The organism is Streptomyces sp. NPDC107528, assembly GCF_055639295.1.
This window is the reverse complement of sequence record NZ_JBVKAV010000009.1, coordinates 279928-305114: the sequence shown is the minus strand read 5'-3', so window position 1 is coordinate 305114 and position 25187 is coordinate 279928. Positions and strand designations below refer to the sequence as shown.

The window sequence follows — 25187 nt, the reverse complement described above, 5'->3', positions numbered from 1 at the left end:
AGGGGTGACGCCGACCACTGCCGCCCGCCCCCCGGGACGGGTCGCGCTCGGGCACAGTGGCGCCATGACTGCACACGGTGGCCCCATGACCGCCCACGCCGACGTGATCGACCTCGCCCAGCGTCTGATCCGCTGTCCCAGCCGTGCCGGGATCGACGGCTACGGGACCGTCCTCGGCATCCTGGAGCAGTGGCTCGCCGGGCGTGAGCTGCCGTATCGCCGCCTCCACGCCGACACAGGCGACACCGTCGGCCTGCTGGTCGAGGTCGCGGGCGGCCGGCCCGGCCCGTGGTGGGCGCTGGATGCCTGCGTCGACACCGCTCCCTACGGCGACGAGGCCGCCTGGTCCTTCGCGCCCGACTCCGGCGAGGTCGTCGACGGCTGGCTGCGCGGCAGGGGCGCCGCGGACTCCAAGCTCGCCGCGGCGATGTTCTGCGGCATCGCGGCGGAGCTGCACGGGCGGGCCGGCGCGCTGCACGGCGGGCTCGCCGTGCTGCTCGACGTCGACGAGCACACGGGTGGCTTCGGGGGCGCCCGCGCCTACCTCGCCGACCGGGAGGCGGCCCGCCCGGCCGGGGTGATGATCGGCTACCCGGGGTTCGACGAGGTCGTGGTCGGCGGGCGGGGTCTGTGGCGGGCCGCGATCGCGGTGCACGCGGCCTCGGGCCACTCGGGATCACGCCGCTCCACACCGAGCGCCGTCTCCCGCGCGGCGCATCTCGTCCGGCTCCTGGAGGAAGCCGGCCTCCCGGACGCCGGCGGCGAGTTCCCCCTGCCGCCGAAGCTGACGGTGACCTCCTGCCATGGCGGCCAGGGCTTCTCGGTGGTGCCCGACCTGTGCGAGCTGGGCGTCGACATCCGCACCACCCCCGCCTTCGACGCCCGCGCCGCCGGGCAACTGGTCCGCGAGGCGGTGGCCGAGCTGGACGCGAAGGTGTCAGCACCGCGGCCGACCACCGTCACACCGGTGGCGTCCTGGCCGCCGTATCGACTGGGCACCGACCGGCAGCCCGCAGCGGCGCTGCTCGATGCCGCCGCCGTGGAGGGCCTGGCCGTGCGACCGAAGACCGCCGGGCCGTCGAACATCGGCAATCTGCTCGCGGGCGAGGGCATCCCGGCCACGGCGGGTTTCGGCGTCCGCTACGAGGGGCTGCACGGCGTGGACGAGCGGGCCTGTCTGGAGGACCTGCCCGCCGTCCACGCCGTCTACCGGCGTGCCGTGCTCAGCCTGCTCAGCCGGTCGTCATGAGGGGCCGGACGGGCACGTCATGACGCGCCGGACCGGCTCTCCAGCACCACGTGCAGCTCCCTCTCCTGGTCGCCCGAGGCCGAGGTCAGGTCGTGCACCGTGAACAGCGAGTCCAGCGTCGTACGGAGCCGTTCGATGGCCCAGTAGCCGCCCTGTGCGTCGGCCTCGACGGACGCCGAGAGCCGGGCGGGCACCGGGCACTCCTGGGCGTCCGTCACCTCGAACGTGCCGAGCCACACCATGGGGCGCGTCTCATGGAGCTGCTGCGGCACGTCCTCGGGGGTCCGGTCGGACTCGAAGCACGCATTCAGCGCGTCGAACACGATCCGGGCGTCTTCCTTGCTGCATCCGCTGATCTCGACGGAGACGGGTTCCTCGTGCAGTCGTTCACGGACCATCGTGATCGCTCCTCTCGTGGCCGCACCGCGGTGCCACGGGTTGCCCGCGGAACCGGGCCCCAATCCCAAGAAAAGCACCACGTTCGGCCCGGCACTACCGGCGGAACCGCACCGTCCGCTCCCAGGACGGGCCCGGCCCGCGGGTCGACCGGCAGGTCAGCGCGTGAACCGGTACGTCTTGCTGTCCGTCAGCACACAGAAGCCCGGCGAGATGACGATCACGCGCAGGGTGCCGGTACGACGGTCGTAGTCGATGCCCTCCGTCTCGAACTCGCCCGAGCAGGAGCTGCGCAGCGGGAGCTGGCGCAGAGCCGAGACATGTCCGGTCACGTCGGACGAGCCGGGCTCGGCGGAGAGGTCGATCTGGAGCAGCGGTTTGGTCATGCCGAAGAGGGTGCCCGCCGGGTCGTCCGAGGCGCACAGCAGAGTCGTGGCACTGAGGAAGTCGCAGCCCTGGATGTCGCGCACGGCGTGGTCCAGCCGGATGCTGGACGTCCAGGGAAGGTTCGCCGCCGGCGACGTGCTGGAGTTGACGCCCGGGGTCGGGTGGACCAGCAGACGGGTCATGGTGCCCCACTCGCCCGACACCATCCACTGACCGCCGGGGGTGATGGCGACGAAGGAGTTGTTCAGGGCCTCGCCGGAGCCCAGCGCGTGGACGTACTCGGACCAGGTCCCGTTCGGCGCCTGCACCCGGAACATCTTCGCGCTGCCGGAGTCCGCCTGGTACGGCTCGATGTAGTAGCCGTTGTAGGAGGCGTCCGGGTCGCCCACGTGGTTCCAGCCGCGGCTGCTGACCGAGGCGGGGATGGTGCCGATGCCCGTGTAGCGGTTCGCGCTGTTCGCCGGGACCTCCACGGAGGCCAGCCCCTGACTCTCGGTCAGCGGGTCGGCGCGGTCGGAGCCCACCTCCGTCCAGGTGTCGGCGGCCTGCGCGGGTGTCGCGGTGGACAGCACGGCGGCGGAGGCAAGGGCGACGAGGCAGGTCAGAGCGGATTGACAACGTTGCCAGGAAGGCAGGGCCATGGGACCGACTCCTTGGGGGGTGGGTGCGGGTCGGCGGACAGTCTGGCGGGCTCGTATGGTCATGTACAGACCAAGCGCGCGAACATGCGCTGTCTGATCGGCCACAGTCACGTGCCCCGGTGCTGACTTCGACGGACGCCCGCCGTCGTGTTGAGGGATGGTGGAGGAGAGCGACCGAGGGGGCCCGGAGACGGTTGAACGCGGTAGAACAAGGGGAGTCGGCACGGGGGAATGGCGTGCCGCGAGGAGGATGGGCGAAGGCGGTGCGGATGTCAGCAGCCGAACGTCCCGTGGCCGGGAGCGATGAACCGGTGCGCGGGCCGGTAGGGCCGAGCGGGTTGCTCGATGTGCTCGGCGTGGCCTCGGTCGTGCTGGACACCGAGGGCCGCATCGTGCTGTGGAGCCCTCAGGCCGAGGAGTTGTTCGGCTATCCCGCGCGGGAGGCGCTGGGCGAGTACGCCGCCCGGATCATGGTCCACGAGCAGTACGTGGACCTGGTCGTCAAGTTGTTCGCCGACGTCATGGAGACGGGTGAGGGCTGGGCCGGGGCATTCCCGATCCGGCGCAAGGACGGCAGCACGCGGCTGGTGGAGTTCCGCAACATGCGGCTGCTGGACGACCAGGGGGACGTCTACGCACTGGGCCTGTGCGCCGACCAGACGACGGTCCGCCAGGTGGAGCGGGACGTCGCCCTGTCGACCCGGACGATCGCCCAGGCTCCCATCGGGCTGGCCGTCATGGACACCGAGCTGCGCTACGTCACGGTCAACCCGGCGCTGGCACAGCTCAACGGCATCCCGGCCGAGGAGCACCTCGGCCGCACACCACGGGAGCTGCTCCCCGACCCCGACGCCGCCGAGGCCATCGAAGCGGCTCTGCGCGAGGTGCTGCGGACCGGCGACGCGCTCATCAACCAGCGCATCATGGGCCGGACCCTGGCCGACCCGGACGTGGAGCACTTCTGGTCCATCTCGCTGTACCGGCTGGAGGACTCCGCCGGGACAGTGCTCGGTGTGGCCGGCATGGCGGTGGACATCACCGAGCAGCACCAGGCCGCCGTCGAGGCCGAGACCGCGCGGCGGCGTCTGGCCCTGATCGCCGACGCCTCCGCGCGCATCGGCACCACACTGGAACTGGACCGCACGGCACACGAGCTGGCCGAGGTCGCCGTGCCGGAGCTGGCCGACGTGGCGGCCGTGGATCTGCTGGAAGCCGTGGTGGAGGGCAGACGCAGCAGTCTCGGGCCCGCGGAGTCGGCGGTGATCCGCGCGCTCGCCGTCAAGGCGGGGCACGACACGGTGGCCCTCGACGCCGCCGACCAGCCCGGCCAGGTCGCCCGCTACGGTCCCGACCGCCTGGTCACCGAATGTGTGCGCACCGCCGGCCCGATCATGGTGACGCACGTCGGGGAGAAGGACCTGCCACGCATCGCCCGTTCGCCCGAGGCCGCCGTCCAGCTGGGCCGCGCGGGCGTGCACTCCTATCTGGCGGTGCCGCTGATCGCGCGCGGCGAGGTGCTCGGCGCCCTCGACCTCAAGCGCACCCGCAATCCGCTGCCGTTCAGCGAGGACGACCTGCTGCTCGCCCGCGAGTTGGCGTCCCGCGCGGCGGTGCAGATCGACAACGCCCGCTGGTACCAGAACGCCCGCGACACCGCCCTCACCCTGCAGCGCAGTCTGCTGCCCAGCCATCCTCCGGTGACCGGTGGCCTTGAGGTCGCCTCCCGCTACCAGCCCGCGGGCGCCACCGCCGAGGTCGGCGGCGACTGGTTCGACGTGATTCCCCTGGAGGGCGGCAAGACCGCGCTCGTCGTCGGCGACGTGATGGGCAGCGGCATCGCCGCCGCGACGACCATGGGCCGCCTGCGCACCGCGACGCACACACTCGCCTCCCTCGACCTCGAACCGGCCCGGCTGCTGGAACACCTCGACAAGATCACCGAGGGCCTCGACCACTCCATCGCCACCTGTGTCTACGTCGTCCACGACCCGCAGCAGCGCCAGTGCCTGATCGCCAACGCCGGGCACCTGCCGCCGGCCCGCCTCCGCCCCGACCGGAACCCGCAGTTCCTCGAACTGCCCACCGGGGTACCGCTGGGCGTCGGCGGAGTCGCGTTCTCCACGACGACCGTCGACCTCGAACCCGGTGACCGACTGGTCCTCTACACCGACGGCCTCGTCGAGACCCGCCAACACCCGCTCGACGAACGCCTGGACGCCCTCCTGGACCTCCTCGACGGCCCCGACCGCCCGCTGCAGGACGTCTGCGACCTCCTGCTGCGCACCCTCCACCAACCCGAGAACTCCGACGACGTGGCACTGCTCATCGCCCGTGTTCTGCCGCCTGGTTGATCGGTAGCAATCGGCCTAGCGGTCCGCATGGTTGAGGCCGACAACGACAGCCACGTACGGCTCCTCCGAGACGATCAGACGCGACGACAGTCCACTGCGAGTGAAAGCCTCCAGGGCCGTCGGCGCCTGGCGTTCGCTCGTCTCGATCAGCAGGCAGCCGCCGGGGGCCAGCCATCGGGGAGCCTCGGCGGCGACCCGGCGCAGGACGTCGAGTCCGTCCGGGCCGCCGTCGAGGGCGACGTGCGGCTCGTGGTCGCGGGCCTCCGCGGGCAGGAGCCCGACTTCGTCGGTGGGTACGTACGGCACGTTCGCCGCGAGTATCCCGATCCGGCCGCGCAGGGTGCGGGGCAGCGCCTCGAACAGGTCGCCGGTGTGCACCAGACCGCCGAAGGGGGCCACGTTACGGCGGGCGCAGCGCACCGCCGCCGGGTCGATGTCGGCGGCGTGCAGCTCGACGGGGCCGAGTGCCGCGGCCAGCGCCGCGCCCACCGCGCCCGAGCCGCAGCACAGGTCCACGACGACGGACGCGTCCCTCGCGTGGGCGACGGCCTGCTCGACCAGGAACTCGGTGCGCCGGCGGGGCACGAAGACGCCGGGTGCCACGGCGATGCGCAGCCCGCGGAACTCGGCCCAGCCCAGGACGAGTTCGAGGGGCAGGCCGGTGACACGTCGGTCCACCATGGCCGCCAGCTCGTCCGGGGTGCCGGCGGCGGCAAGGATCAGCCGGGCCTCGTCCTCGGCGAAGACACAGCCGGCGGCACGGAGTGCGGTCACGACCGCGTCGCGAGCGAGCCGCGAGGGAGCGGAAGGCAGGGAGGACGAGGGCGACGGCGACGGCGAAGACGACGGGGAGGAGAGAGAAGGCATGGAAGCCGAGAGCCTTTCGGAAGCCGAAGGATGCTCTCGCGGCCGCCTACCGGCGGTGATCCGCGCCGATTCGAGGTGAGAGCACCCGACCTGACACAGCGGTAATGGGTCTCACCTCCTGGACTCCGTGCGGCGGGGACTGTCCCGGCCGGAGGGCAACCCTACCCCAACGATCACGAACGCTCCCGGGCATCGGCGAAGGCGGGCCACCGGAGCGCGTACGGTTGAATGAGCAAGAATGAGCAAGCACTGATCACGCTCGACCCGCGGGCCGCCGCCGACGGCGGCCTGGAGGCACCACCCGTATGAACGTCACCCGAGGCTTCACCGGCCGCCCCCGCGTCCACAACGCCGCACTGCCGCCCGGCCAGTACGACGCGGGCGACGACTGGCCCGTCCTGTCCGCCGAGGTCACGCCCGAGCTGACGCCCGCCGAGTGGAGTTTCCGCATCGACGGTCTGGTCGAGGAGCCACGGAGCTGGAACTGGGAGCAGGCACACGAGCTGCCGGCGTCCGGGTACGAGGGCGACATCCACTGCGTGACGAGCTGGTCGAAGTTCGGCGTGCGGTTCGGGGGCGTCTCGTTGGACGCCTTCCTTGCTGTGGTCCGGCCCCATGTGTCCGCCACACATGCCGTCGCCTATTCACACACCGGGTACTCCACCAACCTTCCGCTCGCCGACCTGACCGGCTCACGGGCCTGGATCGCCTGGGAGTACGACGGCAGGCCGCTCGCCCCGGAGCACGGTGGCCCGGCACGGCTGCTGGTGCCGCACCTGTACTTCTGGAAGAGCGCCAAGTGGATCGCGGGCCTGCGGATCCTCGATCACGACGAGCCCGGCTTCTGGGAGCAGAACGGCTACCACTCCCGCGGCAACCCGTGGGAAGAGCAGCGGTACTCGGGTGACTGAGGCAATGGACATGACTGAAGCAACCGTGGCAGCCGAGGCAGCCGTGGCGTTCGCTCCCCCGACCCGTTTCGCGGTGCCCGGGCGGATCGCCGTCGGTGAGCAGGCCGCAGCGATGTGGCAGACCGCCACGATCACCGAGATCCGCCGCGAGACCCCGCACGCCGCCACGTTCCGACTGGCGGTGCCGGCCTGGGTGGGCCATCTGCCCGGCCAGCACCTGATGCTGCGCCTGACGGCACAGGACGGCTACGTCGCCCAGCGCCACTACTCGATCGCGTCCGCACCGGACGACTCGGGCCACATCGAGCTCACCCTCGACCATGTCGGGGACGGTGAGGTGTCCGGCTGGTTCCACACGGTTGCGGAGCCCGGTGACACGGTCGAGGTGCGCGGCCCGGTCAGCGGCTTCTTCGCCTGGCCCGGCGACCGGCCCGCGCTGCTGGTCGGCGCCGGCTCCGGCGTCGTACCGCTGATGTCGATGGTGCGGCACCACCGGGCGCGGGGCCTGGACGTGCCGCTGCGACTGCTGGTGTCGGCGCGCAGCCCCGAGGAACTGATCTACGCGCGGGAGTACGGCGCGGAGACGACGCCTGTGTTCACGCGCAGTGCACCGGAGGGTGTGGCCGTGGGACGTATGGCCGCCGCACATGTTGCGCCCCTCCTGGCCGAGCCGCCTCCCGGTGGGTGGGAGGCCTATGTGTGCGGTTCCAATGGATTCGCCGAGCACGCCTCACGGCTGCTCGTGGCGGCAGGTCAGCCCGTGGACCGCATCCGGATCGAACGCTTCGGCTGAACGCGGCGGCACGCCACACCCGACACGGGGACGCATTTCGTCCGGGATCGTCAGGAACCAAGTCCGGCGTACGGGGTACCTGGACGCCATGCGATATCGGGTGCGTGGCTGGCGCTGGCGGCGCAGTCCATTGCGGCGCCGGTCGGATGTCGTCGAGGCGTGGACCGTGCTCACCGTGGCGCTCCTGCTGCTCGTGGTCGCACCCCTGGTCGGGGCGGTCGCGGCGTGGTGGGCCCATGACGGCGCCCGGGGCGTGGCCCGGGAGCAGCGGGCCGATCGCCGGCATGTACGGGCGGAGGTCGTCGGCAAGTCTGCCGACGCGGTACCGATGGCACAGGGCGGGCGGCAGCCGTCAGCCAGAACGGCCGTGCGCTGGACCGAGCCGGAAGGCGCTCCGCGTACGGCCACGGCCCGCGTACCGGCAGGCACGCGGGCCGGCGACACGGTCGACGTGTGGCTGGACTCCCGGGGCCGGAGCACGGCCCCGCCTGCGAGCGGCATGGCCGTCTGGCAGCACACCGTCACCGTTGGCGTCTGTGCCGCGGGCGGCGCGGTCGCCGTGATTCTGCTCGGCCACGCCGTCGTACGCCACAACGCGATGAGCCGGCGCCTGGCCGAGTGGGAGCAGGAGTGGGCCCAGACGGAGCCGGACTGGACGGACCGCAGGGCGTGACCGCGACGCCTGCCCAGCGCTCCCCACCCACCCACTGCCACCCGCCGCCTGCCGGCTAAGCCCTCCGCTGCATACGCCGTGCGATCCGTCCGTGCCCGCGCAACGCGTCCGCCAGAGACGCCAACCGGGGCTCGCCCCGGTCGACCAGGATCCGGCCGCCGACCACCGTGGTCCAGGCCCGGGCGGGCCCGCAGCGCAGCCAGGCCTCCACGGGGTCGCTGAGCGCGCCGGCGAGGGCGACCTCGTGCAGGTCCCAGACGACCAGGTCGGCGCAGGCCCCGGGCCGCAGGTGGCCCAGCTCGTCGTCCCGGCCCAGGCAGCGCGCCGAGCCACGGGTGGCGATGTCGAGGGCGTCGCGTGCGGTCATCGCGCCGGGTCCGCCGCGGTAGCGACCCAGCAGCAGTGCCGCCCGGGTCTCCATCCAGAGCGAGGCGTGGTCCGTGGAGGCGGAGCCGTCGCAGCCGATGCCGACGGGCAGGCCCAGTTCGCGCATCTCCTTCACGCGTGCGGTGCCGCCGCCGATGAGCATGTTGGAGCTGGGGCAGTGCGACACGCCGACACCGGCGGCAGCGAGGCGGCGCAGCTCGTCGCCGGTCGGGTAGATGCAGTGCGCGACCCAGCTGCGGTCGCTCATCCACCCCGTCTGCTCGAAGTACTCGACGGGGCGGCAGCCGTATGTATCCAGGCAGTAGGTGTCCTCGTCGTGGTCCTCGGCGAGGTGCGTATGCAGCCGCACGTCGTGGCGCTCGGCGAGTTCGGCGGTCGCCGTCATCAGCGACCTGGTCACCGAGAAGGGTGAGCAGGGCGCGAGCGCGACCCGCACCAGCGCGCCCGGTTCGGGGTCGTGGTACGTCGTGATCAGGCGCTCGCTGTCGGCCAGCACCTCGTCCTCGGTCTGGGTGACGCTCCTCGGCGGCAGTCCTCCGTCGTCGACTGAGCGGGTCATCGAGCCACGGGTGGCGTGGAAGCGGAAGCCGATGTCGCGGGCGGCGCGGATCTCGGCGTCGACCAGGCGCGGGCGGGGATGGACGTAGAGGTGGTCGGAGGACGTGGTGCAGCCGCCCATGAGCAGTTCGGCCATGCCGACGTACGCCGACACGTACGCGGCCTCCTCGTCGAGGTCCGCCCACAGGGGGTAGAGGGTGGTCAGCCAGTCGAACAGGGAGCCGTTCACGGCGGGCGCGTAGGAGCGGGTGAGGTTCTGGTAGATGTGATGGTGCGTGTTGACCAGGCCCGGAGTGACGAGGCGACCGGCCGCCGAGACGGTGGTGCGGGCCTCGGGCTCGCTCCCCGCGGTGCCGACGCCGGTGACCCGACCACCGGTGACGGCCAGCCAGCCGCCCGGGATCTCCCGGTCTCCGTCCACGACGAGCAGTTCGGCGTCCTTGACCAGCAGTTCCGCGGCCCTGACCGGGGGTTCGACGGCAGACGTCATGGCGCCATCGTAGGCACACGGCACGGGAAACTTCTGGCGAGTCGTCCGATCACCCCCGTACGGTGTGATCATCCGCAGTCACTCTCGGCAAAGGCGGTCCTCCATGGCCCTGTTCGACCTTTCGCTCGACGAACTGCGCGAGTACCGCAGCCAGTCCGTCGAACCCGAGGACTTCGACTCGTTCTGGTCCAAGACCCTTGAGGAAGCGCGCGGACACGATCTGGACGCCCGCTTCGAGCCGGTCGACACAGGGCTGGCCACGGTGCAGGTGTACGACGTGACGTTCGCCGGGTTCGGCGGTCACCCCGTGAAGGGCTGGCTGCGGCTGCCCGCCGGCGCCACCGAGCCGGTGCCGCTGGTGGTGGAGTTCCTCGGGTACGGCGGCGGGCGCGGCCTGCCGCACGAGAACCTGCTGTGGGCCTCCTCGGGCCGGGCGCACTTCATGATGGACACGCGCGGCCAGGGCAGCGCGTGGGGCGCCGGCGGTGGCACACCGGACCCGGTGGGGGCGGGGCCCGCGTACCCCGGGTTCATGACGCGCGGCGTCGACGCGCCCGAGAACTACTACTACCGCCGGGTGTTCACGGACGCGGTCCGTGCCGTCGAAGCCGCCCGTTCCCATCCGCTGACCGACGCCTCGCGCACGGTCGCGCTGGGCTCGAGCCAGGGCGGCGGAATCACTATCGCGGTCGGGGGCCTGGTTCCGGACCTGACGGCGATCGCGCCGGACGTGCCGTTCCTGTGCGACTACCCGCGCGCGGCGACTCTGACGGACCGCCACCCGTACCGCGAGATCGCCCTGTACCTCAAGACGCACCGGGGCCGCACCGAGGATGTCCTGCGCACCCTGTCGTACTTCGACGGCGTCCACTTCGCGGCCCGCGGCCGGGCTCCCGCCTTGTTCTCGGCGGCCCTGGAGGACCAGACCTGCCCGCCGTCCACCGTCTTCGCGACCTTCAACGCCTGGGCCCACGCCGAGAAGGCCATCGAGGTGTACGACTTCAACGACCATGAGGGCGGCGGCCCGTTCCACGAGGCGGCCAAGCTGGACTGGCTGCGCACCCACGCCTGAGAGGTCCGGCATGCAGACGCGTGAGGCCGCGGACCGGTTCGTCCGGGTCTGGCAGCGGGCCTGGACGGAACACGACGTGGACGCCCTGCTGGAGCTGTACGCCGAGGACTGTGTCCACCGCTCGATGCCGTTCCGCGAGCCGCACCGCGGGCGGGCGGCGCTGGCCGAGTATCTGCGCTGGTCGTTCGCCGGTGAGCGGGTGACCGACGTGCGCTTCTCCGCGCCGGTCGTCGGCGAGGACGGTGTGGCCGTGGCCGAGTTCCGGGTCCTGGCCGAGGAGGGCGGCGCGCCGTCGACGCTCGCCGGGTGCGTCTTCGTGCGGTTCGACGCCGCCGGGCTCGCCGTCGAGACCCGCGACTACTGGCACACCGTCGAGGGTCACCGGGAGCCGGATGGTGCGCTGTTCTTCGGGTGAGCTCGGTGCCTTCGGCGTGTTCGACGCCTTCCGCCCAGTCCGACCAGTCGGTACGTTCAGGGAGCCCGGTCGCACGGTCGCGGTCCGGGCTTCCGGCGGACGTCTGCGGACGACCAGGTGCGGACGACTAGGGGTGGGCCATGGCGGAGCAAGAGGCACAGGTGCACGGGCACTGCGATCCGCAGTTCGCGGCGGTGCGGACGGCGTTCGAGGCGAACTTCCGGGAGCGCGGGGAGCTGGGCGCCGCGGTGGCCGTCAGGGTCGGCCGTGAGACCGTGGTGGACCTGTGGGGCGGCTGGGCCGACGCGGCACACAGCCACCCCTGGGAGCGCGACACGCTGGTCAACGTGTGGTCGACGTCCAAGGGGCCGACGGCGCTGTGCGCGCACATCCTCGCCGACCGGGGGCTGCTCGACCTGGACGCGCCGGTGGCCGCGTACTGGCCGGAGTTCGCCGCCGCGGGCAAGGAGCAGATCCTCGTACGGCATCTCCTGTCGCACCGCGCCGGTCTGTCCGGGCTGCGGGAGCCGCACTCGCTTCAGCAGCTCTGCGACTGGGAGTTGACGACCCAGCGACTCGCGGCGATGGAGCCGTGGTGGGCGCCGGGGACGCAGTCCGGATATCACGCGCTCACGTTCGGATTCCTGGTCGGGGAGGTCGTGCGGCGGGTCTCGGGGCTGCTGCCCGGGGCCTTCCTGGACCGTGAGGTCACCGGGCCGCTCGGCATCGACTTCGTGATCGGGTTGCCGGAGAAGGAGTACGGACGGGCGGCCGAGCTGGTGCATGCGCCGGTCGCGTCGAGCAGTGAACAGGCGGCGATCTTCAGCCAGTTGGCGCCCGCCGCCATCGCCGCGCTGGCCAACCCAGCCGTGGGGGCGGCTCAGGCCAACTCGGTCGAGTGGCGGGCTGCCGAGGTACCCGCCGCGAACGGGCACGGCACGGCTCGGGCGGTCGCCGCGCTGTACGGCATCTTCGCGGGGCGTGGGTCGTACGACGGCCGGCGCATCCTCTCCCCCGAGGCGGCCGAGCGGGTGCGTGAGGGGCAGGGTGCCTGCCGGGATCTGGTACTCGGGGCCGGGTTCGAGAGCGAGACGGAGGTCGCGCTCGGCCTGTGGCTGAGCGGGGCCAACGGGTCGTACGGACCCAACCCGCGGGCTTTCGGACACGACGGCTTCGGCGGCTCCTGCGGTCTGGCCGACCCGGAGGCCGGGGTGTCACTGGGCTATGTGATGAACCGGATGGGGCCTCATATCGCCGACGACCCGCGGAAGATGGCGCTGATCGACGCCCTGTACAGCGCCCTGTGACGGCCTGTCCGCGCGGACCGTTTCGGCCGAAGTGACAGACCGCCCTTCCGCCGTGGTTTAGACCAATGCTTAGATCTGGTGGCGCAACGAACCCGCATGGCTACAACACGTCACCAACAGGAGGCGCGGCATGGCCCGCACCACCCCGCACGACCGCCCCCTCACCGAAGCGCAGCCGCTGTACTGGAGAGTCGCCACCCGGTTGCTCGACGAGCTGAGCGACGGAACCATCCCGCCCGGTGAACGGCTGCCGTCGGAACGGCAGTTGGCGCTGCACTACGAGGTCAGCAGGGAGACCGTACGGCAGGCGCTGGAGGTGCTGCGCCACCGCGGCCTGGTCGCCACCGACCGTCGGGGCAGCCATGCCACCCTGTCCGGTCCGCCGGTCGAGACGTCGACCCTCACCTTCCCGGTCGGGGCCCGCCCGGCCGGCCCGGGCGCCGTGGACCGGGCGACGGTCGCCTGGGAGACTCCCCCGCCGGAGCACGCCGCGGCCCTGGGGCTGGCCACGCACCGGGCGACCCTGGTGCACCGGTACGAGTCCGCGGGCGCCGACGGCCGTGGCCGGCGTACGGCGGTGACGTCGTTCTCGGCGGTGGCCCTCGCCGAGGTGGCGGAGCTCGCCCGCTGCCGTGACCGCGCCGACGGCGACCGCACCGAGGGCACCGGGTCCGCCCAACTGCGCCGCGCCTACGACTGGATGCGCAAGGCAGGCCTCACCCTCCACCACCGGGACACCATCACGCGGCTCCCGGGCGCGCCGTCGGTGCGGGTCACGCGGCGGGTACAGGACCAGTACGCCCGCCCACTGGAGATCACGGACCTGGTGATGGACGCCCAACAGGACGCTCTGGTCTACGAGTTCACGCTGCCCGCGGCGGTCTGACCCACCTGGTCCGGGCGTCGCGCCACCACCATCCGCACACGGGGGCTCCCGTCCCGCCGCCGTCCGAACTCGGGCAGGGCCTGCGACTCCACCTCGAAGCCCGCGCGGGTCAGTTCGCGGCGTACCTCCCCGAGCCGGAAGGCCCGGTAGTACATGACGAACTGCGGCCGCCACACGGCGTTGCGCACCCGCATCACCGTGTCGAAGCCCAGCAGCATCCAGTAGCCGAGTGAAGCGGGGCGGGGCGGGGCCACGACCGGGAAGGCGAAGCACCCGCCGGGCCGCAGGACGGAATGGACCTGGGCGAACAGACCCGGCAGCTCACGGGGAAGGAAGTGCCCGAACGCCCCGAAGCTCACCACGAGGTCGAAGGCCGGGGCGAACGGCAGGGCGCGGGCGTCGGCACGAACCAAGCCGACGCGCTGCTCCCCGACCCGCACCCGCCGCCGGGCGACGTCGAGCATGCCGGCGCTGAAGTCGACGCCGGTGACGCTGCGCCGGCACACCTCGGCCAGCACGCCGACACCCGCGCCCGTGCCGCAGCACAGGTCGAGGCCGTCGTCGTACGGGCCCGCGCGGCCGAGCGCGGACGTGACGGCGCGGAGCACGGAATCCGGAGTGCGGAACGGCGTGTGGTCGAACTTCGGGGCGAGGAGGTCGTATCCGCGCTCGACGGACGACAGGGCCTGGACGGCGAGTTCGCGCAGGGAGGGGCCTTCGGGGCTGAACATCCGCGTCACCCCGTGGCCACTCGGTGCTGCAGAACGGTGAGAACGCGCTCGCACCAGCGCAGAATCTCCTGCTCGAAGGAGATTCCGGCGAGCAGCGTCAGATACGGCCCGATGCGGTCCGACTCACGCAGGTACTCGTCCTCGGTGCGCCCGTCGAGGAGGCGGTCGCGGACGCGTTCGTAGCGGTCGAGCTTGCCGCGCGACCAGGTCCTGCGCTCCTCGATCAGGGCGCGGGTGACCTCGGGGTCCTCCATCGCCTGGAGTTTGATCAGGAGTTCGTCGCGGATGGCGGTGGGCCGCCGGGGCGGCTCGGCGGCGAAGGTCCGCAGGTCCTCGCGTCCGGCCTCGGTGAGCGTGAACATCCGCTTGTTCGGCCGTCGTTCCTGCTGCACGAACCGGGCCTGGACGAGACCGTCCTGCGCAAGCCGCTCCAGCTCCCGGTAGAGCTGCTGCGGGGTCGCGGGCCAGAAGTTGGCGAACGAGACGTCGAAGACCTTCGACAGCTCGTAACCCGAGGCCTCGCCCTCCAGCAGGGCGGCGAGGACGGCGTACTTGAGGGACATGTGGACACGTTAACAGCAGGTGATTATTCTCATCGGCACCTACTCAACTATTTGACTATGAGGTGATCCGATGCGCGCGTTCCGCGAGGCGGTGGAAGCAGGCGACGCCGAAGCCGTCGAGGCCCTGTTGGCGGAGGACGTCGTCTTCACCAGCCCGGCCGTGTTCAAGCCGTACGCCGGCAAGGCGATCACGGCGGCGATCCTGCGCGCTGTGGTGCGAGTCTTCGAGGACTTCCGCTATGTGCGCGAGATCAACGACCCGGGCGGCCGCGATCACGCCCTGGTCTTCACCGCGCGCGTGGGCGACCGGGAGATCACCGGGTGCGACTTCCTGCACGTCAACGAGGACGGGCTGATCGACGAATTCATGGTCATGATCCGTCCGCTGTCGGGCTTGCAGGCGCTGGCCGAGGCGATGGGCGCGCAGTTCGACCAGATCGTGAAGGAGGCGGCGGCGCAGTCGGCGTGACGGCCGTCTCCGGCCGCTCGGGACGTCGGCGCCAGGGCCCACGCAGCAGCACCAGCGCGCAGGCCAGCCCTGCCGCGGCAAGCACGGCGCAGGCCGTGAAGGCGGCCCGGTGGCCGGCCGTCAGGGCCGCGAGCGGCTCCGGGCCGGTGGCGTAGGACACGGCGACGGAGGTGACGACCGCGACCCCGAAGGCCCCGCCGATCTGGAAGGCCGCGGTGTTGATGCCGGAGGCCACGCCCGACTCCCGCTCCCCCACTCCGGTGAGCGCGGCGATGGCCCCGGCGACCGCGCAGGCGCCGAGCCCCGGCCCGAAGAGGATCAGCCCCGGCAACAGGTCACGGACGAAGCCGCCGTCCACCGGCACCCCGGCCAGCAGCAGACTGCCCGCGCCGACCAGCGCCAGCCCGCCCATCGCGACCGGACGGGCGCCGACGCGGGTGACCAGGGCCTGACCGGCGTACGACCCGACGACCGCGCCGGCCGGCATCACGACGTTGGCGAGCCCGAACACCAGCGGCGAATAGCCGAGCACGGCCTGCCCGTACTGCGAGAGCGTGTACGACATCCCGAAGGCGCAGGCGCCGAGCAGGATCACCACCAGGTTGCCGCCGATCAGGGACCGCGAGCGCATCAGCCGCAACGGCACGAGGGGCGCCACGGACCGCGCCTCGATCCGGACGAAGAGCAGCGCAAGCAGGACGGCGCCGGCCAGCAGGCCGAGCGTCCGGGCCGACAACCATCCGGCGCCGGGCGCCTCGACGACGGCGTACACGCAGGCCACGAGGGCGGCGGTGACGGTGAGGGCGCCGACCGGGTCGTAGGAGCGCGCCCGGGTCTGAGTGCGGCTCTCGCGCAGCAGCACTGGGCTCAGGGCCAGCAGGAGCAGCGCGACAGGCACGTTGAGGAAGAACACCCACTGCCAGCCGAGCCCGTCCGTGAGGGGGCCGCCGACCAGCAGGGCAGCGGTGGCGCCGAAGCCGCCGCTGCCCGACCAGATGGCGAGGGCCTTGTTGCGCTCGGGCCCCTCGTCGAAGGTGTTCAGCAGGATGGAGAGCGCGCTCGGCGCCATCACGGCGGCCGAGACGCCCTGTACGGCGCGCGCCGCCACCAGCACGCCGGCCGTCCAGGCGAACCCGCACAGCAGCGAGGACAGCCCGAACAGCAGGGCGCCGGTGACGAACACCCGGCGGCGGCCCAGCAGGTCGGCGGTCCGGCCGCCGAGGAGCAGCAGGCCGCCGAAGCTCAGCAGATAGGCGCTCATCACCCACTGGGCGCCGCTCGCGGAGAAGCCGAGGTCGGAGGCGATCGACGGCAGCGCGAGGACGACGATCTGCGCGTCCAGGATCACCATGAACCCGGCCAGGCACAGCAGGGCGAGGGCGTACCAGCGGCGGGCGTCGGAGGCGGTCATCGGGAACTCCAGTGTCGTAAGGGCGTGGTCGGCGCCACCGAAGGGCGCTTTCACCCCACCGACGAACGGCCCTCACCCGGATCGACACTCCGCGAGCCGCCTTTCGAGGAACCTCCGTTCCGCGTCGTTCTCCACCAGCTCCAGCGCGCTGCGGTACGCCTGCGCCGCCTCGTCCGTACGGCCACTGCGGCGCAGCAGATCCGCGCGGGTGGCCGGCAGCAGGTGGTACCCGGCCAGGTCACCCTCCTCCTCCAGCGCCGCGACCAGGGCGAGGCCCGCGTCCGTGCCGTCGGCCATGCCGACGGCCACCGCACGGTTCAGGCGGACCACGGCGGAGGGCACCAGGCGCGCCAACTCCCCGTACAGGGCGGCGATGTCGGCCCAGTCGGTCTCCTCGGCGCTGTGCGCCGTGGTGTGGCAGGCGGCGATGGCGGCCTGGATCTGGTACGGCCCGGGGCGGCCTCGCCGAAGCGCGGTCTCCAGCAAGGCGGCGCCCTCGTCGGCCTCGGCGCGGTCCCAGGCCGTACGGTCCTGGTCCTCCAGGGTCACCAGCTCGCCGGCGGCGTCCACGCGTGTGTGCCGGCGGGCGTCGTGCAGCAGCAGGAGCGCGAGCAGGCCGAGCACCTCGGGCTCGTCGGGCATGAGCCGGGCCAGCACGCGGGCCAGGCGGATCGCCTCGGCGCAGAGGCTCGTACGGACGAGATCGGCGCCGGCGGTGGCCGCGTATCCCTCGTTGAACAGCAGGTAGATCACACCGAGCACGCCCGTCGTGCGCTCGGGCAGGAGGTGCGCGGGCGGGATCCGGTACGGGATTCCGGCGTTGCGGATCTTCCGCTTGGCGCGCACCAGGCGCTGCGCCATGGTGGCCTCGGGGACGAGGAAGGCGCGCGCGATCTCCGGTGTGGTCAGTCCCGCGAGCGTGCGCAGTGTCAGCGCGACCCTGGCCTCGATGGGCAGCGCGGGGTGACAGCAGGTGAAGATCAGCCGCAGCCGGTCGTCCTGCACCCCGCTGCCGTCACCGCTGCCGTCCTCGGGTCCGTACGGCGGTTCGTCGCGGGCCAGCACCGCCACCTCCCGGAGTTTCGCCGCCCCCACCGCCTCCCGGCGCAGTACGTCCAGGGCGCGGTTGCGGGCGGTCGTGGTCAGCCAGGCGCCGGGGCGGCGCGGCACTCCGTCACGCCGCCACCGGTCGAGGGCCTGCGCGAAGGCCTCCTGGGCGCACTCCTCGGCGAGGTCCCAGTCGCCGGTCACCCGGATCAGGGTGGCGACGACCTGGCCCCATTCCTCGCGGAAGGCCTCGGCGACGGCCTTCTCGACGTCGTTCGCGGCGCTCACTCCCAAACCGGCCGCACTTCGACGGAGCCGCCGCCGAGGGCCGCCGGATGCCGGGACGCCAGCGAGATGGCCTCGTCCAGGTCGGCGACCTCGATGATGTCGATGCCGGCGACATACTCCTTGGACTCCACGAACGGCCCGTCGCTGAGCAGCACTTCGTCGCCGTGGACGCGGACGGTCGTGGCGTCGGTGTGCGGCCGCAGACGGGCCCCGCCCTTGACGACGTCACGGCTGCGGACCTCGTCGATGTACGAGGTGAAGCGGGGGTCCTCGGCGATCTCCTCGGGGCTGAGTTCCTCGCCGCCGACCGGCGTGCAGATGAACAGGACGTACTTCATGACCGCTCCTCCGTTCCGTGAGAGACGTGCTCGTGAGAGACGTGTTCGTGAGAGACGTGCTCAAGCGCGATCAGCCAGCGCAGCCCGGCATCGCGGTAGCCGGTGGTGACGCGCATCAGGTCGTCGAGCGGCGCGCCGTCCGTGCGGGTGCCGCGCAGGCGGACGAGTGCGTGGCCGAAGGCGATGCTCTCGTCGACGTGGACGCGGAAGTCCAGCACCTCGCGGGTGACAGGGCCGGTGACGTACCGGAGCCCTTCCTCCATCGACTTGCGCAGGGCCCCGATCCCACGGTGTTCCCGGCCGTCGCGGAACTCCGACACGTCCGGCGTGTAGCAGGCAGCCATACGGTCGATGTCACGTGCTCGCAGCGCCGCGGTCAGCTCGGCGTCCAGCGCGCGGATCCGGGTCTCGGCGTCCTCGTCCTCCCAGAAGGGCCGCACCTCCATGGCCCCGACGGCGGCCACGGGATGCCGTGCGGCCGCCTCGATCGCCTCCTCCAGGCTGTCGCACTCCAGGATGTCGAACCCGGCGACGTACTCCTTCGTCTCCGCGAACGGGCCGTCGCTGCGCAGCACCTCGCCGCCGCGTACCCGCACGGTGACGGCCCGGTCGGGGAGCGCGAGCCGGTGGCCGTGCAGGCGTACCCGGCGGTCGCCGAGGTCTTCGACCCAGGGTTCGACGGGGGCCATGCCCGAGGCGTCGGCGGTGTCGTCACCGCAGACGAGCAGCATGTACTTCATGGATCCTCCCGGTCCTCATGAGCTTCCTACACCCCACCGACGAACGGGACCGGACCGAATCGACACCCCGGGCGGGGCGCGCCCGGAATTTCTGCCCCGGCGCACGGCACGTTCGCGATTGGATGTCCTCATGACCACCGACGAGCAGGCCCGGATGATGTCGGCCAACCAGGCGAACTGGGACGCCCGCACCCCCGTCCACCTCGCCAGCCGGTTCTACGGCCTCGACCGGGATCTCGATCCCGCGCGCTGGTTCGCCTCCTTCGAGTGGGACGACCTCGGTGAGCTGGCCGGCCGCGATGTGCTGCATCTGCAGTGCCATCTCGGCACCGAGACGATCGCCTTCGCGCAGCGCGGGGCGCGGGCCGTCGGCCTGGACTTCTCCGCCGCGTCCGTGGCCGCCGCAGGCGGCATCGCGCAGAAGGCCGGGCTCGACGTCACATACGTACAGGCCAACGTGTACGAAGCCGTGGAGGCCCTGGGGCAGCGGCAGTTCGACGTGGTGTACACAGGCAAGGGCGCGCTGTGCTACCTGCCCGACCTCGACCGCTGGGCCGGGGTCGTGGCCCAACTCCTGCGTCCGGGTGGGCGGTTGTACGTCGTCGAGTTCCACCCGCTGCTCAACTCCCTCGGCCCCAAGCCCGGTCCGGGCGAGGGGCCCGAGCTGCTCCTGCGCCATGACTACCTGGGCGGCGACGGCGCCGTACACCGGGACGCGACACGCACCTACACCGACGGGCCTGCCGTCGAGGGCGCCACGGACAGTTACGAGTGGATGCACGGAATAGGAGAGGTCGTAGACGCGTTGAGCGGAGCAGGACTGACCGTCCGGCGGCTGCGTGAGAGCGACGAGCTGCCCTGGCAGCGCTGGCCGCAGATGGAGCGCACGCCCTCCGGCTGGTGGCGTCTTCCCGAACCCCGCATTCCGTTGCTCTACGGAATGCTCGCCACGCGCTGAGCCTTCGTGCTACCGTCGCGACAGCACCTGTGTACGCCCGCTTGTGGCGCCGGTGCCAGTTCTCTCTCAGTTCGCCGGTAGGGGTACCGGCTTCTCATCACCACCTCGTGACCAGCGGTTCCGCCGTGTCCGAGGTGTTGTTTCCCGCCGCCCGAAGGCGCTCTGACCGCCTTCCCGATGTCCGCGGCACACCCCTTCCCTTCGCATGTCCCATGCCTTCCGTCCGTGAAAGGACCGACCATCATGACCACCACACTCGAACACCCCCCAGTCCAGCAGCAGGCCCCGGCCGTCACCGGTGTCCTCGACATCGACGCGAGCGGCAAGGGGTACCTTCGCGCCGAGAACCTGTTGCCCTCGCCCTCCGACGTTCAGGTTTCCCCCGCGCTCATCCGCCGCCACGGCCTGCGCAAGGGCGACCTCGTGGACGGCGTACGCGGCGACCGGCGCTCCCTCACCGAAGTCGCCCACGTGAACGGCCGCACCCCCGCCAAGAACCGCCGGGGCTTCGGCGACCTGACGCCGCTTCACCCGCGTGAGCGGATCCGCCTCGAACACCCGGCGTCCGGCCTGGCCGGGCGTGTCCACGACCTGATCTCCCCTGTCGGCAAGGGCCAGCGAGGCCTGATCGTCGCCCCGCCCAAGACCGGCAAGACCGTGCTGCTCCAGCAGATCGCCGCCGCCGTCGCGGGCAACCACCCGGAGTGCCGGCTGATGGTGGTGCTCCTCGACGAACGCCCCGAGGAGGTCACCGACATGCGGCGCTCGGTGCGGGGTGAGGTGTACGCCTCGACCTTCGACCGGGCGCCCAAGCAGCACATCGCGCTGGCCGAGCTCGTCATCGAACGCGCCAAGCGGCTCGTCGAGGCGGGCGAGGATGTCGTCATCCTCCTCGACTCCCTGACCCGGCTGTGCCGGGCGCACAACAACGCGGCCGGGTCCGGTGGCCGCACCCTGAGCGGTGGCGTCGACGCGGCCGCGCTGCAGGGGCCGAAGCGGTTCTTCGGCGCCGCACGCCTGGCCGAGGAGGGCGGTTCGCTCACCATCCTCGCCACGGCCCTCGTGGAGACCGGCTCCCGGGCCGACGACTTCTACTTCGAGGAGCTCAAGAGCACCGGCAACATGGAGCTGCGCCTGAGCCGGGACCTCGCCTCCCGCCGGGTCTTCCCCGCCGTCGACATCAACCCCTCCGGCACTCGCCGCGAGGAACTGCTCCTCCCCCCGGCCGAGTTGACGGCCGTGCGCGGACTGCGCCGGGCCCTGCAGACCCGGGACGGCCAGTCCCATCTGGAAACTCTCCTGGAGCGCATGCGCGAGACGCCCGACAACGCCACGTTCCTCCGGCGGATCCAGCCGACGCTTCCCGGCGAATGACAGATCCGCGTCGGCATCGCCCGTCCGGGTGCCGACGCGCCCCGACCGGCCCGGGCAGCGCGATGTACGGCGCGTCCGTTCCTACGTTGACGGTATGAAGATCGGATTTACTTCCCGGGCCCTCGTGTCCGCCTGCGCGCTGTGCGCGACCGGCCTGCTGGCGCTCGCGCCCGCCACCGCCGTCGCCCGCCCAGCACGCGACCCCGACACTCCCGGCCGGCACCAGGCGGCGACGCCGCCACCCACCCTGCTGTACCGGTCCGGCACACAGGTGCGGCCGCATGACGGGGCACCCCGAGTTCCGAGTGTCTCCGCGCTGTCGTGGCTGGTGGCCGACGCCGACACCGGCGAGGTGCTCGCCGCGTACGCCGCACACCGGAAGCTGCCGCCCGCCAGCACGCTCAAGTCACTGTTCGCCCTCACCGTGCTGCCGACTCTGCCCGGCGGCATCCGGCACACGGTGCGCGAGGAGGAGCTCGCCGGGATCGGGGCCGGCAGCAGTCTCGTCGGGGTCGCCGAGGGACGGACGTACCAGGTCGCCGATCTGTGGCGCGGCGTGTTCCTCAGCTCCGGCAACGACGCCGTGCGGGTGCTGGCCTCGCTCAACGGCGGCTGGCGCTACACGGCCCAGCACATGCAGGCCAAGGCGCGCTCCCTGGGCGCCCTCGACACGCACGTGGTGTCGCCGGACGGCTACGACACCCCCGGCCAGGTGTCCTCGGCGTACGACCTGGCCGTGTTCGGCCGGGCGGGGCTGCGCAACGCCGAGTTCGCGCGGTACTGCAGCACCGCACAGGCGCGGTTCCCCGGCCGGGGCGGCTGGTCGTACGGGATCCAGAACACCAATCGGCTGCTGACCGGCGCGAACGGCGTGGACCGCTATCCGGGTCTGATCGGCATCAAGAACGGCTACACCAGCCGTGCGGGCAACACACTCATCGCCGCCGCCCGCCGGGGCGAGCGCACCCTCGTCGTCACCGTGATGAATCCCCGGGCGGGCGGGTTCGCCGTCTACGAGGAGGCCGGCGAACTGCTCGACTGGGGGTTCGGAGCGGCGGGGCGGGTCGAACCGGTGGGCTCGCTGGACGGGTTGCGGGTCAAGCCGAGGCCGGGGCCCGCGACGGTGCCCGTGGTCGCCGCGGTGGAACCGGAGGGCGAGCCTGGCTGGGCCGAGGCGTTCGCGATCGCGGGCGCGGCAGGTGTGGGCGCCGGTGCCGTGTCGCTGGTGACCCGCGGCAGGGTCGAGCGGTCGACGCCGAGTTGACCGACGGGCAGCCACAGCAGCAGGCCGAGCGTGATCCAGGCGTAGGTGTTGCTGCCGAGGAAGCCGTCGACGCCGGACGCGTCGTCGAACCACAGCCACACCACGCTGGTGCACAGCACGGCGTACAGGGCGCCCGCGATCCGCACGTGCCCCGCGCGGACGAGGACGGCGAAGGACGGCAGCAGCCACACCAGATGGTGGACCCAGGTGATCGGGCTGACCAGACACGCGGTCAGCCCGGTCAGGGCGAACGCCGCCGTCCAGTCCCCCGCCACGACCGCACGGCGGGTGCGCGCCACCCAGACGCCCAGGACCACCAGCACCACGACCGCCCAGACCTCGCGGCCCGACACGTCCAGCCGGGCCAGGATGCCCTGCAGCGACTGGTTGGAGACGTAGTCGAGACGGCCCACCCGGGTGGTGTCCCACATCGCGTGCGTCCAGTAGAAGCGGGAGGCGTCGGGGGCCACCCAGGCCGCCAGCGCCGTGGCCGCCGCGGCGACAGCCGTGGCGAACGCAGCGGCTCGCCAGCGCCGGGCCACCAGCAGCAGGCCGATGAACGCGGCCGGGGTCAACTTGATCGCGGCCGCGAGCCCGATGCCCACGCCCGCCCAGCGCTCCCGGCCCGTCGCGAGCAGCCGGCAGTCGAGGAGCACCAGGGCCAGCAGCAGGATGTTCACCTGGCCGAAGCTGAAGGTGTCCCTCAGCGGTTCGAACAGAGCCAGTCCGCACGCGACGAGGGCACAGCCGTACCAGCCGTAGCGCCGCCAGGAACGTCCCGCCAGCACCCGCAGCGAGAAGGCCAGTGCCGCCAGGTTGAGCAGCAGCGCCACCGCGATCGCGACGTGCAGACCGACCAGCGCCATGGGCAGCATCACGACGGCGGCGAACGGCGGGTAGGTGAAGCCGTACGTCGTGCCGGGCACCCGGTAGTCGTAGAGACGGCCGCCGTGGTGGATCCAGCTGTCGACGGTGCCGTAGTAGACCCGCAGGTCGAACCAGTCGCGCAGCAGCGGCACGGTGGCGGTGAAGACGGTCACGGCGGCGCCGAGCACGAGGACCAGCACGAGCCGGCCGCGGTCGGTACGCGGAAGCCTCATGCGGTGCGCTCCAGAGCCGGGGCCTGCGCAGCGAGATGCGCCTGCCACAGAACGACGACGGCGAGCACGCCACCCGAGACCGCCAGCACCAGCTGGCCGACGTCCGCGGCGCCGCCGCTGGGCAGGACGGCGAGCGCGAGCACTCCCGTCAGTGCCGCCACCCGGTGCCGTACCGAGGTGCTGGGCGCGGCGGCGGCGATGAGGAACAGGCCCCACAGGGCGTACCAGGGGCGGATCGCCGGTCCGAAGGCGGCCACGGCCGCCAGGCTCAGACCGAGCGCGTACACGGGGCGCGGACGCCAGCGCCACCATATGAGGAGCACGAGAACCCCGGTGAGCACCAGGCCGAAGGTGTGCCACACCGGCACGGCCAGCGGCGCGAGATCACTGCCGGCCTGCTCCAGCATGGAGGCGGTGGCCCGGCCGAGCAGGCTGGTGAGCGCCCAGTTCTGCGAGGAGACCGGGGTGTCCAGGGCGCCTATCCAGCCGTATCCCGTGCCCGCCACGGCCGTCGCGGCGACGGTGGTGGCGGCGGACGCGGCCGCCGTGGTGAACACGGCCTTCACCGGGTGGTGCCCGGCCCGCATCTGGAGCAGTACGACCGCGGCGAGGCCCAGCGCCGCGGGCGCCTTGACGAGGGCGGCGAGCGTGACGAGTACGGCGCCCAGGACCGGCCACCGGCCGAGCGCGGCGACCAGGCCGGCACCGAGCAGGCCGAGCATGATGGCGTCGTTGTGGGCGCCCGCCACCAGGTGCAGCAGCACGAGCGGGTTGAGGGCCCCCAGCCACAGCGCGGCGGACGGGTCGGCTCCGCTGTGCCGGGCCAGGCGCGGCAGCGCGGCCGCCATCAGCGCCACCCCCAGGAGGGCTATCAGGCGCATGCCGAGGAGCCCGGCGGGGAGTTCACCGCGGGTCACGGCGGACAGGGCGGAGGCGACGCCGAGGAACACCGGGCCGTACGGGGCTCCCGTGTGCCGCCACAGCGGGGCGACCTCGTCCGCGAGCGGGCCGCCGAGGTGGGAGGGGCCGTACGAGTACACGTCGATGTGCGCGTCGACCATGGCCCCTTGGGCCAGGTAGCTGTACACGTCCCGGCTGAACAGCGGCGGTGCGATCAGCAACGGGGCGGCCCACACCGCCAGCACCAGCAGCAGGGCGCGCGGCGTCGGCGGATCGGCGCTGCGCACGAGGCGCCCGAGCATCAGCCACGCCGCTATCAGCAGGACGACGCCGAAGTACACGCCGACCAGGCCCAGCGCCGCGTGCGCCGAGCTCGGGGCCAGGATGTCCCGGACCGGCAGCGCACCGGCCGACTCACCGCCCAGGGCGAGAAAGGCGGTGCCGGCCAGACCGAGGATCTGGCAGCGGCGGAGATCGATGGGGAAAGCCATGGCCAACACTCGGTCAGGGTGTCAACGCCGGGTGGCTTCGAGTTGACGCCGGTCCCTCTGGAGGGCAGCCGGAGTGTGGCCGGACGGTGATCCGGTGCGAAGAGGTTGCAGGCTGCTACGCGTGTGCCGG

Annotated in this window: 24 protein-coding genes and 1 pseudogene; 13 read left to right on the top strand and 12 right to left on the bottom strand. The window is 72.3% G+C overall.

Translation table 11 applies throughout. The features are described from left to right. Window positions 1-64: 64 nt before the first annotated feature. Window positions 65-1249 carry a M20 family metallopeptidase gene (locus ACZ7L5_RS28570; protein WP_471519945.1) on the top strand — a complete coding sequence of 395 codons (1185 nt, stop codon included), beginning with the start codon at window positions 65-67 and terminating at the stop codon, window positions 1247-1249. A gap of 17 nt (window positions 1250-1266) precedes the next feature. Here ACZ7L5_RS28570 and ACZ7L5_RS28565 read toward each other — a convergent pair whose 3' ends face one another. Beyond that, entirely contained in the window at window positions 1267-1647 is a 381-nt protein-coding gene (locus tag ACZ7L5_RS28565; protein ID WP_328883701.1) for a hypothetical protein, read from the bottom strand. Between the two features lie 156 nt (window positions 1648-1803). Continuing rightward, complete coding sequence (locus tag ACZ7L5_RS28560) at window positions 1804-2673, bottom strand: hypothetical protein (protein ID WP_471519943.1); 870 nt, start codon at window positions 2671-2673, stop codon at window positions 1804-1806. A 269-nt stretch (window positions 2674-2942) separates the two neighbouring features. Between ACZ7L5_RS28560 and ACZ7L5_RS28555 the strand changes: the two genes are divergently transcribed. Then, window positions 2943-5024, top strand: coding sequence for a SpoIIE family protein phosphatase (locus ACZ7L5_RS28555; protein WP_471519941.1), 2082 nt, complete (start codon window positions 2943-2945; stop codon window positions 5022-5024). Between the two features lie 15 nt (window positions 5025-5039). On the opposite strand, the gene ACZ7L5_RS28550 is transcribed toward ACZ7L5_RS28555, so the two are convergent. Next, the gene (locus ACZ7L5_RS28550; protein WP_471519939.1) at window positions 5040-5891 is read right to left on the bottom strand and encodes a putative protein N(5)-glutamine methyltransferase; all 852 of its coding nucleotides are present in this window, start codon (window positions 5889-5891) and stop codon (window positions 5040-5042) included. Between the two features lie 305 nt (window positions 5892-6196). On the opposite strand from ACZ7L5_RS28550, the gene ACZ7L5_RS28545 reads away from it, so the two are divergent. The 3 genes from ACZ7L5_RS28545 to ACZ7L5_RS28535 all read left to right on the top strand — a co-directional run bounded on the left by ACZ7L5_RS28545 (window position 6197) and on the right by ACZ7L5_RS28535 (window position 8268). After that, the gene (locus tag ACZ7L5_RS28545; RefSeq protein ID WP_471519937.1) at window positions 6197-6802 is read left to right on the top strand and encodes a sulfite oxidase-like oxidoreductase; all 606 of its coding nucleotides are present in this window, start codon (window positions 6197-6199) and stop codon (window positions 6800-6802) included. Between the two features lie 10 nt (window positions 6803-6812). Further along, window positions 6813-7595: a ferredoxin reductase gene (locus ACZ7L5_RS28540; protein WP_471519935.1), complete on the top strand. Its 783-nt coding sequence runs from the start codon at window positions 6813-6815 to the stop codon at window positions 7593-7595. 88 nt (window positions 7596-7683) lie between these two features. Continuing rightward, the gene (locus tag ACZ7L5_RS28535) at window positions 7684-8268 is read left to right on the top strand and encodes an Rv1733c family protein (RefSeq protein ID WP_471519933.1); all 585 of its coding nucleotides are present in this window, start codon (window positions 7684-7686) and stop codon (window positions 8266-8268) included. A gap of 55 nt (window positions 8269-8323) precedes the next feature. Here ACZ7L5_RS28535 and ACZ7L5_RS28530 read toward each other — a convergent pair whose 3' ends face one another. Further along, the gene (locus tag ACZ7L5_RS28530; RefSeq protein ID WP_471519931.1) at window positions 8324-9703 is read right to left on the bottom strand and encodes an 8-oxoguanine deaminase; all 1380 of its coding nucleotides are present in this window, start codon (window positions 9701-9703) and stop codon (window positions 8324-8326) included. Window positions 9704-9806: 103 nt separating this feature from the next. On the opposite strand from ACZ7L5_RS28530, the gene ACZ7L5_RS28525 reads away from it, so the two are divergent. From ACZ7L5_RS28525 to ACZ7L5_RS28510, 4 genes are all read left to right on the top strand, one after another. Beyond that, entirely contained in the window at window positions 9807-10775 is a 969-nt protein-coding gene (locus ACZ7L5_RS28525) for an acetylxylan esterase (RefSeq protein WP_471519929.1), read from the top strand. Between the two features lie 10 nt (window positions 10776-10785). Continuing rightward, complete coding sequence (locus ACZ7L5_RS28520; protein WP_471519927.1) at window positions 10786-11190, top strand: nuclear transport factor 2 family protein; 405 nt, start codon at window positions 10786-10788, stop codon at window positions 11188-11190. Window positions 11191-11330: 140 nt separating this feature from the next. Then, entirely contained in the window at window positions 11331-12497 is a 1167-nt protein-coding gene (locus ACZ7L5_RS28515; protein ID WP_471519925.1) for a serine hydrolase domain-containing protein, read from the top strand. A 130-nt stretch (window positions 12498-12627) separates the two neighbouring features. Further along, on the top strand, window positions 12628-13383 hold the full coding sequence (locus tag ACZ7L5_RS28510; RefSeq protein WP_471519923.1) for a GntR family transcriptional regulator: 756 nt from the start codon (window positions 12628-12630) through the stop codon (window positions 13381-13383). Here the strand turns inward: ACZ7L5_RS28510 and ACZ7L5_RS28505 are convergent. Both ACZ7L5_RS28505 and ACZ7L5_RS28500 read right to left on the bottom strand, forming a co-directional pair. After that, window positions 13353-14114 carry a class I SAM-dependent methyltransferase gene (locus ACZ7L5_RS28505; protein ID WP_471519921.1) on the bottom strand — a complete coding sequence of 254 codons (762 nt, stop codon included), beginning with the start codon at window positions 14112-14114 and terminating at the stop codon, window positions 13353-13355. The genes ACZ7L5_RS28510 and ACZ7L5_RS28505 overlap by 31 nt on opposite strands. Before the next feature lie 5 nt (window positions 14115-14119). Beyond that, entirely contained in the window at window positions 14120-14677 is a 558-nt protein-coding gene (locus tag ACZ7L5_RS28500; RefSeq protein WP_471519919.1) for a PadR family transcriptional regulator, read from the bottom strand. A 70-nt stretch (window positions 14678-14747) separates the two neighbouring features. On the opposite strand from ACZ7L5_RS28500, the gene ACZ7L5_RS28495 reads away from it, so the two are divergent. Next, complete coding sequence (locus ACZ7L5_RS28495) at window positions 14748-15146, top strand: nuclear transport factor 2 family protein (protein WP_471519917.1); 399 nt, start codon at window positions 14748-14750, stop codon at window positions 15144-15146. Here ACZ7L5_RS28495 and ACZ7L5_RS28490 read toward each other — a convergent pair. From ACZ7L5_RS28490 to ACZ7L5_RS28475, 4 genes are all read right to left on the bottom strand, one after another. Beyond that, window positions 15049-16557 carry an MFS transporter gene (locus tag ACZ7L5_RS28490; RefSeq protein WP_471519915.1) on the bottom strand — a complete coding sequence of 503 codons (1509 nt, stop codon included), beginning with the start codon at window positions 16555-16557 and terminating at the stop codon, window positions 15049-15051. The two genes, ACZ7L5_RS28495 and ACZ7L5_RS28490, sit on opposite strands and share 98 nt — an antisense overlap. 72 nt (window positions 16558-16629) lie before the next feature. Then, window positions 16630-17892, bottom strand: coding sequence for an RNA polymerase sigma factor (locus ACZ7L5_RS28485; RefSeq protein WP_471519913.1), 1263 nt, complete (start codon window positions 17890-17892; stop codon window positions 16630-16632). Further along, a complete protein-coding gene (locus ACZ7L5_RS28480; RefSeq protein ID WP_328883685.1) occupies window positions 17889-18230 on the bottom strand; it encodes a YciI family protein in 342 nt (113 codons plus the stop codon). The genes ACZ7L5_RS28485 and ACZ7L5_RS28480 overlap by 4 nt, the downstream gene beginning before the upstream one ends. Beyond that, the gene (locus ACZ7L5_RS28475) at window positions 18227-18970 is read right to left on the bottom strand and encodes a YciI family protein (protein WP_471519911.1); all 744 of its coding nucleotides are present in this window, start codon (window positions 18968-18970) and stop codon (window positions 18227-18229) included. Before ACZ7L5_RS28475 ends, ACZ7L5_RS28480 begins: the two co-directional genes overlap by 4 nt. A 130-nt stretch (window positions 18971-19100) precedes the next feature. Between ACZ7L5_RS28475 and ACZ7L5_RS28470 the strand changes: the two genes are divergently transcribed. The 3 genes and pseudogenes from ACZ7L5_RS28470 to ACZ7L5_RS28460 all read left to right on the top strand — a co-directional run. Continuing rightward, window positions 19101-19928, top strand: a complete 828-nt coding sequence (locus ACZ7L5_RS28470; protein WP_471519909.1) for a class I SAM-dependent methyltransferase — start codon at window positions 19101-19103, stop codon at window positions 19926-19928. A 243-nt stretch (window positions 19929-20171) separates the two neighbouring features. Then, window positions 20172-21302 (top strand): transcription termination factor Rho, encoded by a 1131-nt coding sequence (gene rho, locus ACZ7L5_RS28465; RefSeq protein ID WP_363043088.1) that lies wholly within the window; start codon window positions 20172-20174, stop codon window positions 21300-21302. Window positions 21303-21396: 94 nt separating this feature from the next. Beyond that, a pseudogene (locus ACZ7L5_RS28460) lies at window positions 21397-22233 on the top strand (D-alanyl-D-alanine carboxypeptidase family protein); the annotation flags it as partial. 80 nt (window positions 22234-22313) lie between these two features. Here ACZ7L5_RS28460 and ACZ7L5_RS28455 read toward each other — a convergent pair. Continuing rightward, window positions 22314-23666: a glycosyltransferase 87 family protein gene (locus ACZ7L5_RS28455; protein WP_471519907.1), complete on the bottom strand. Its 1353-nt coding sequence runs from the start codon at window positions 23664-23666 to the stop codon at window positions 22314-22316. Next, complete coding sequence (gene mptB, locus ACZ7L5_RS28450; protein ID WP_471519905.1) at window positions 23663-25057, bottom strand: polyprenol phosphomannose-dependent alpha 1,6 mannosyltransferase MptB; 1395 nt, start codon at window positions 25055-25057, stop codon at window positions 23663-23665. The genes ACZ7L5_RS28455 and mptB overlap by 4 nt, the downstream gene beginning before the upstream one ends. Window positions 25058-25187 lie beyond the last annotated feature (130 nt).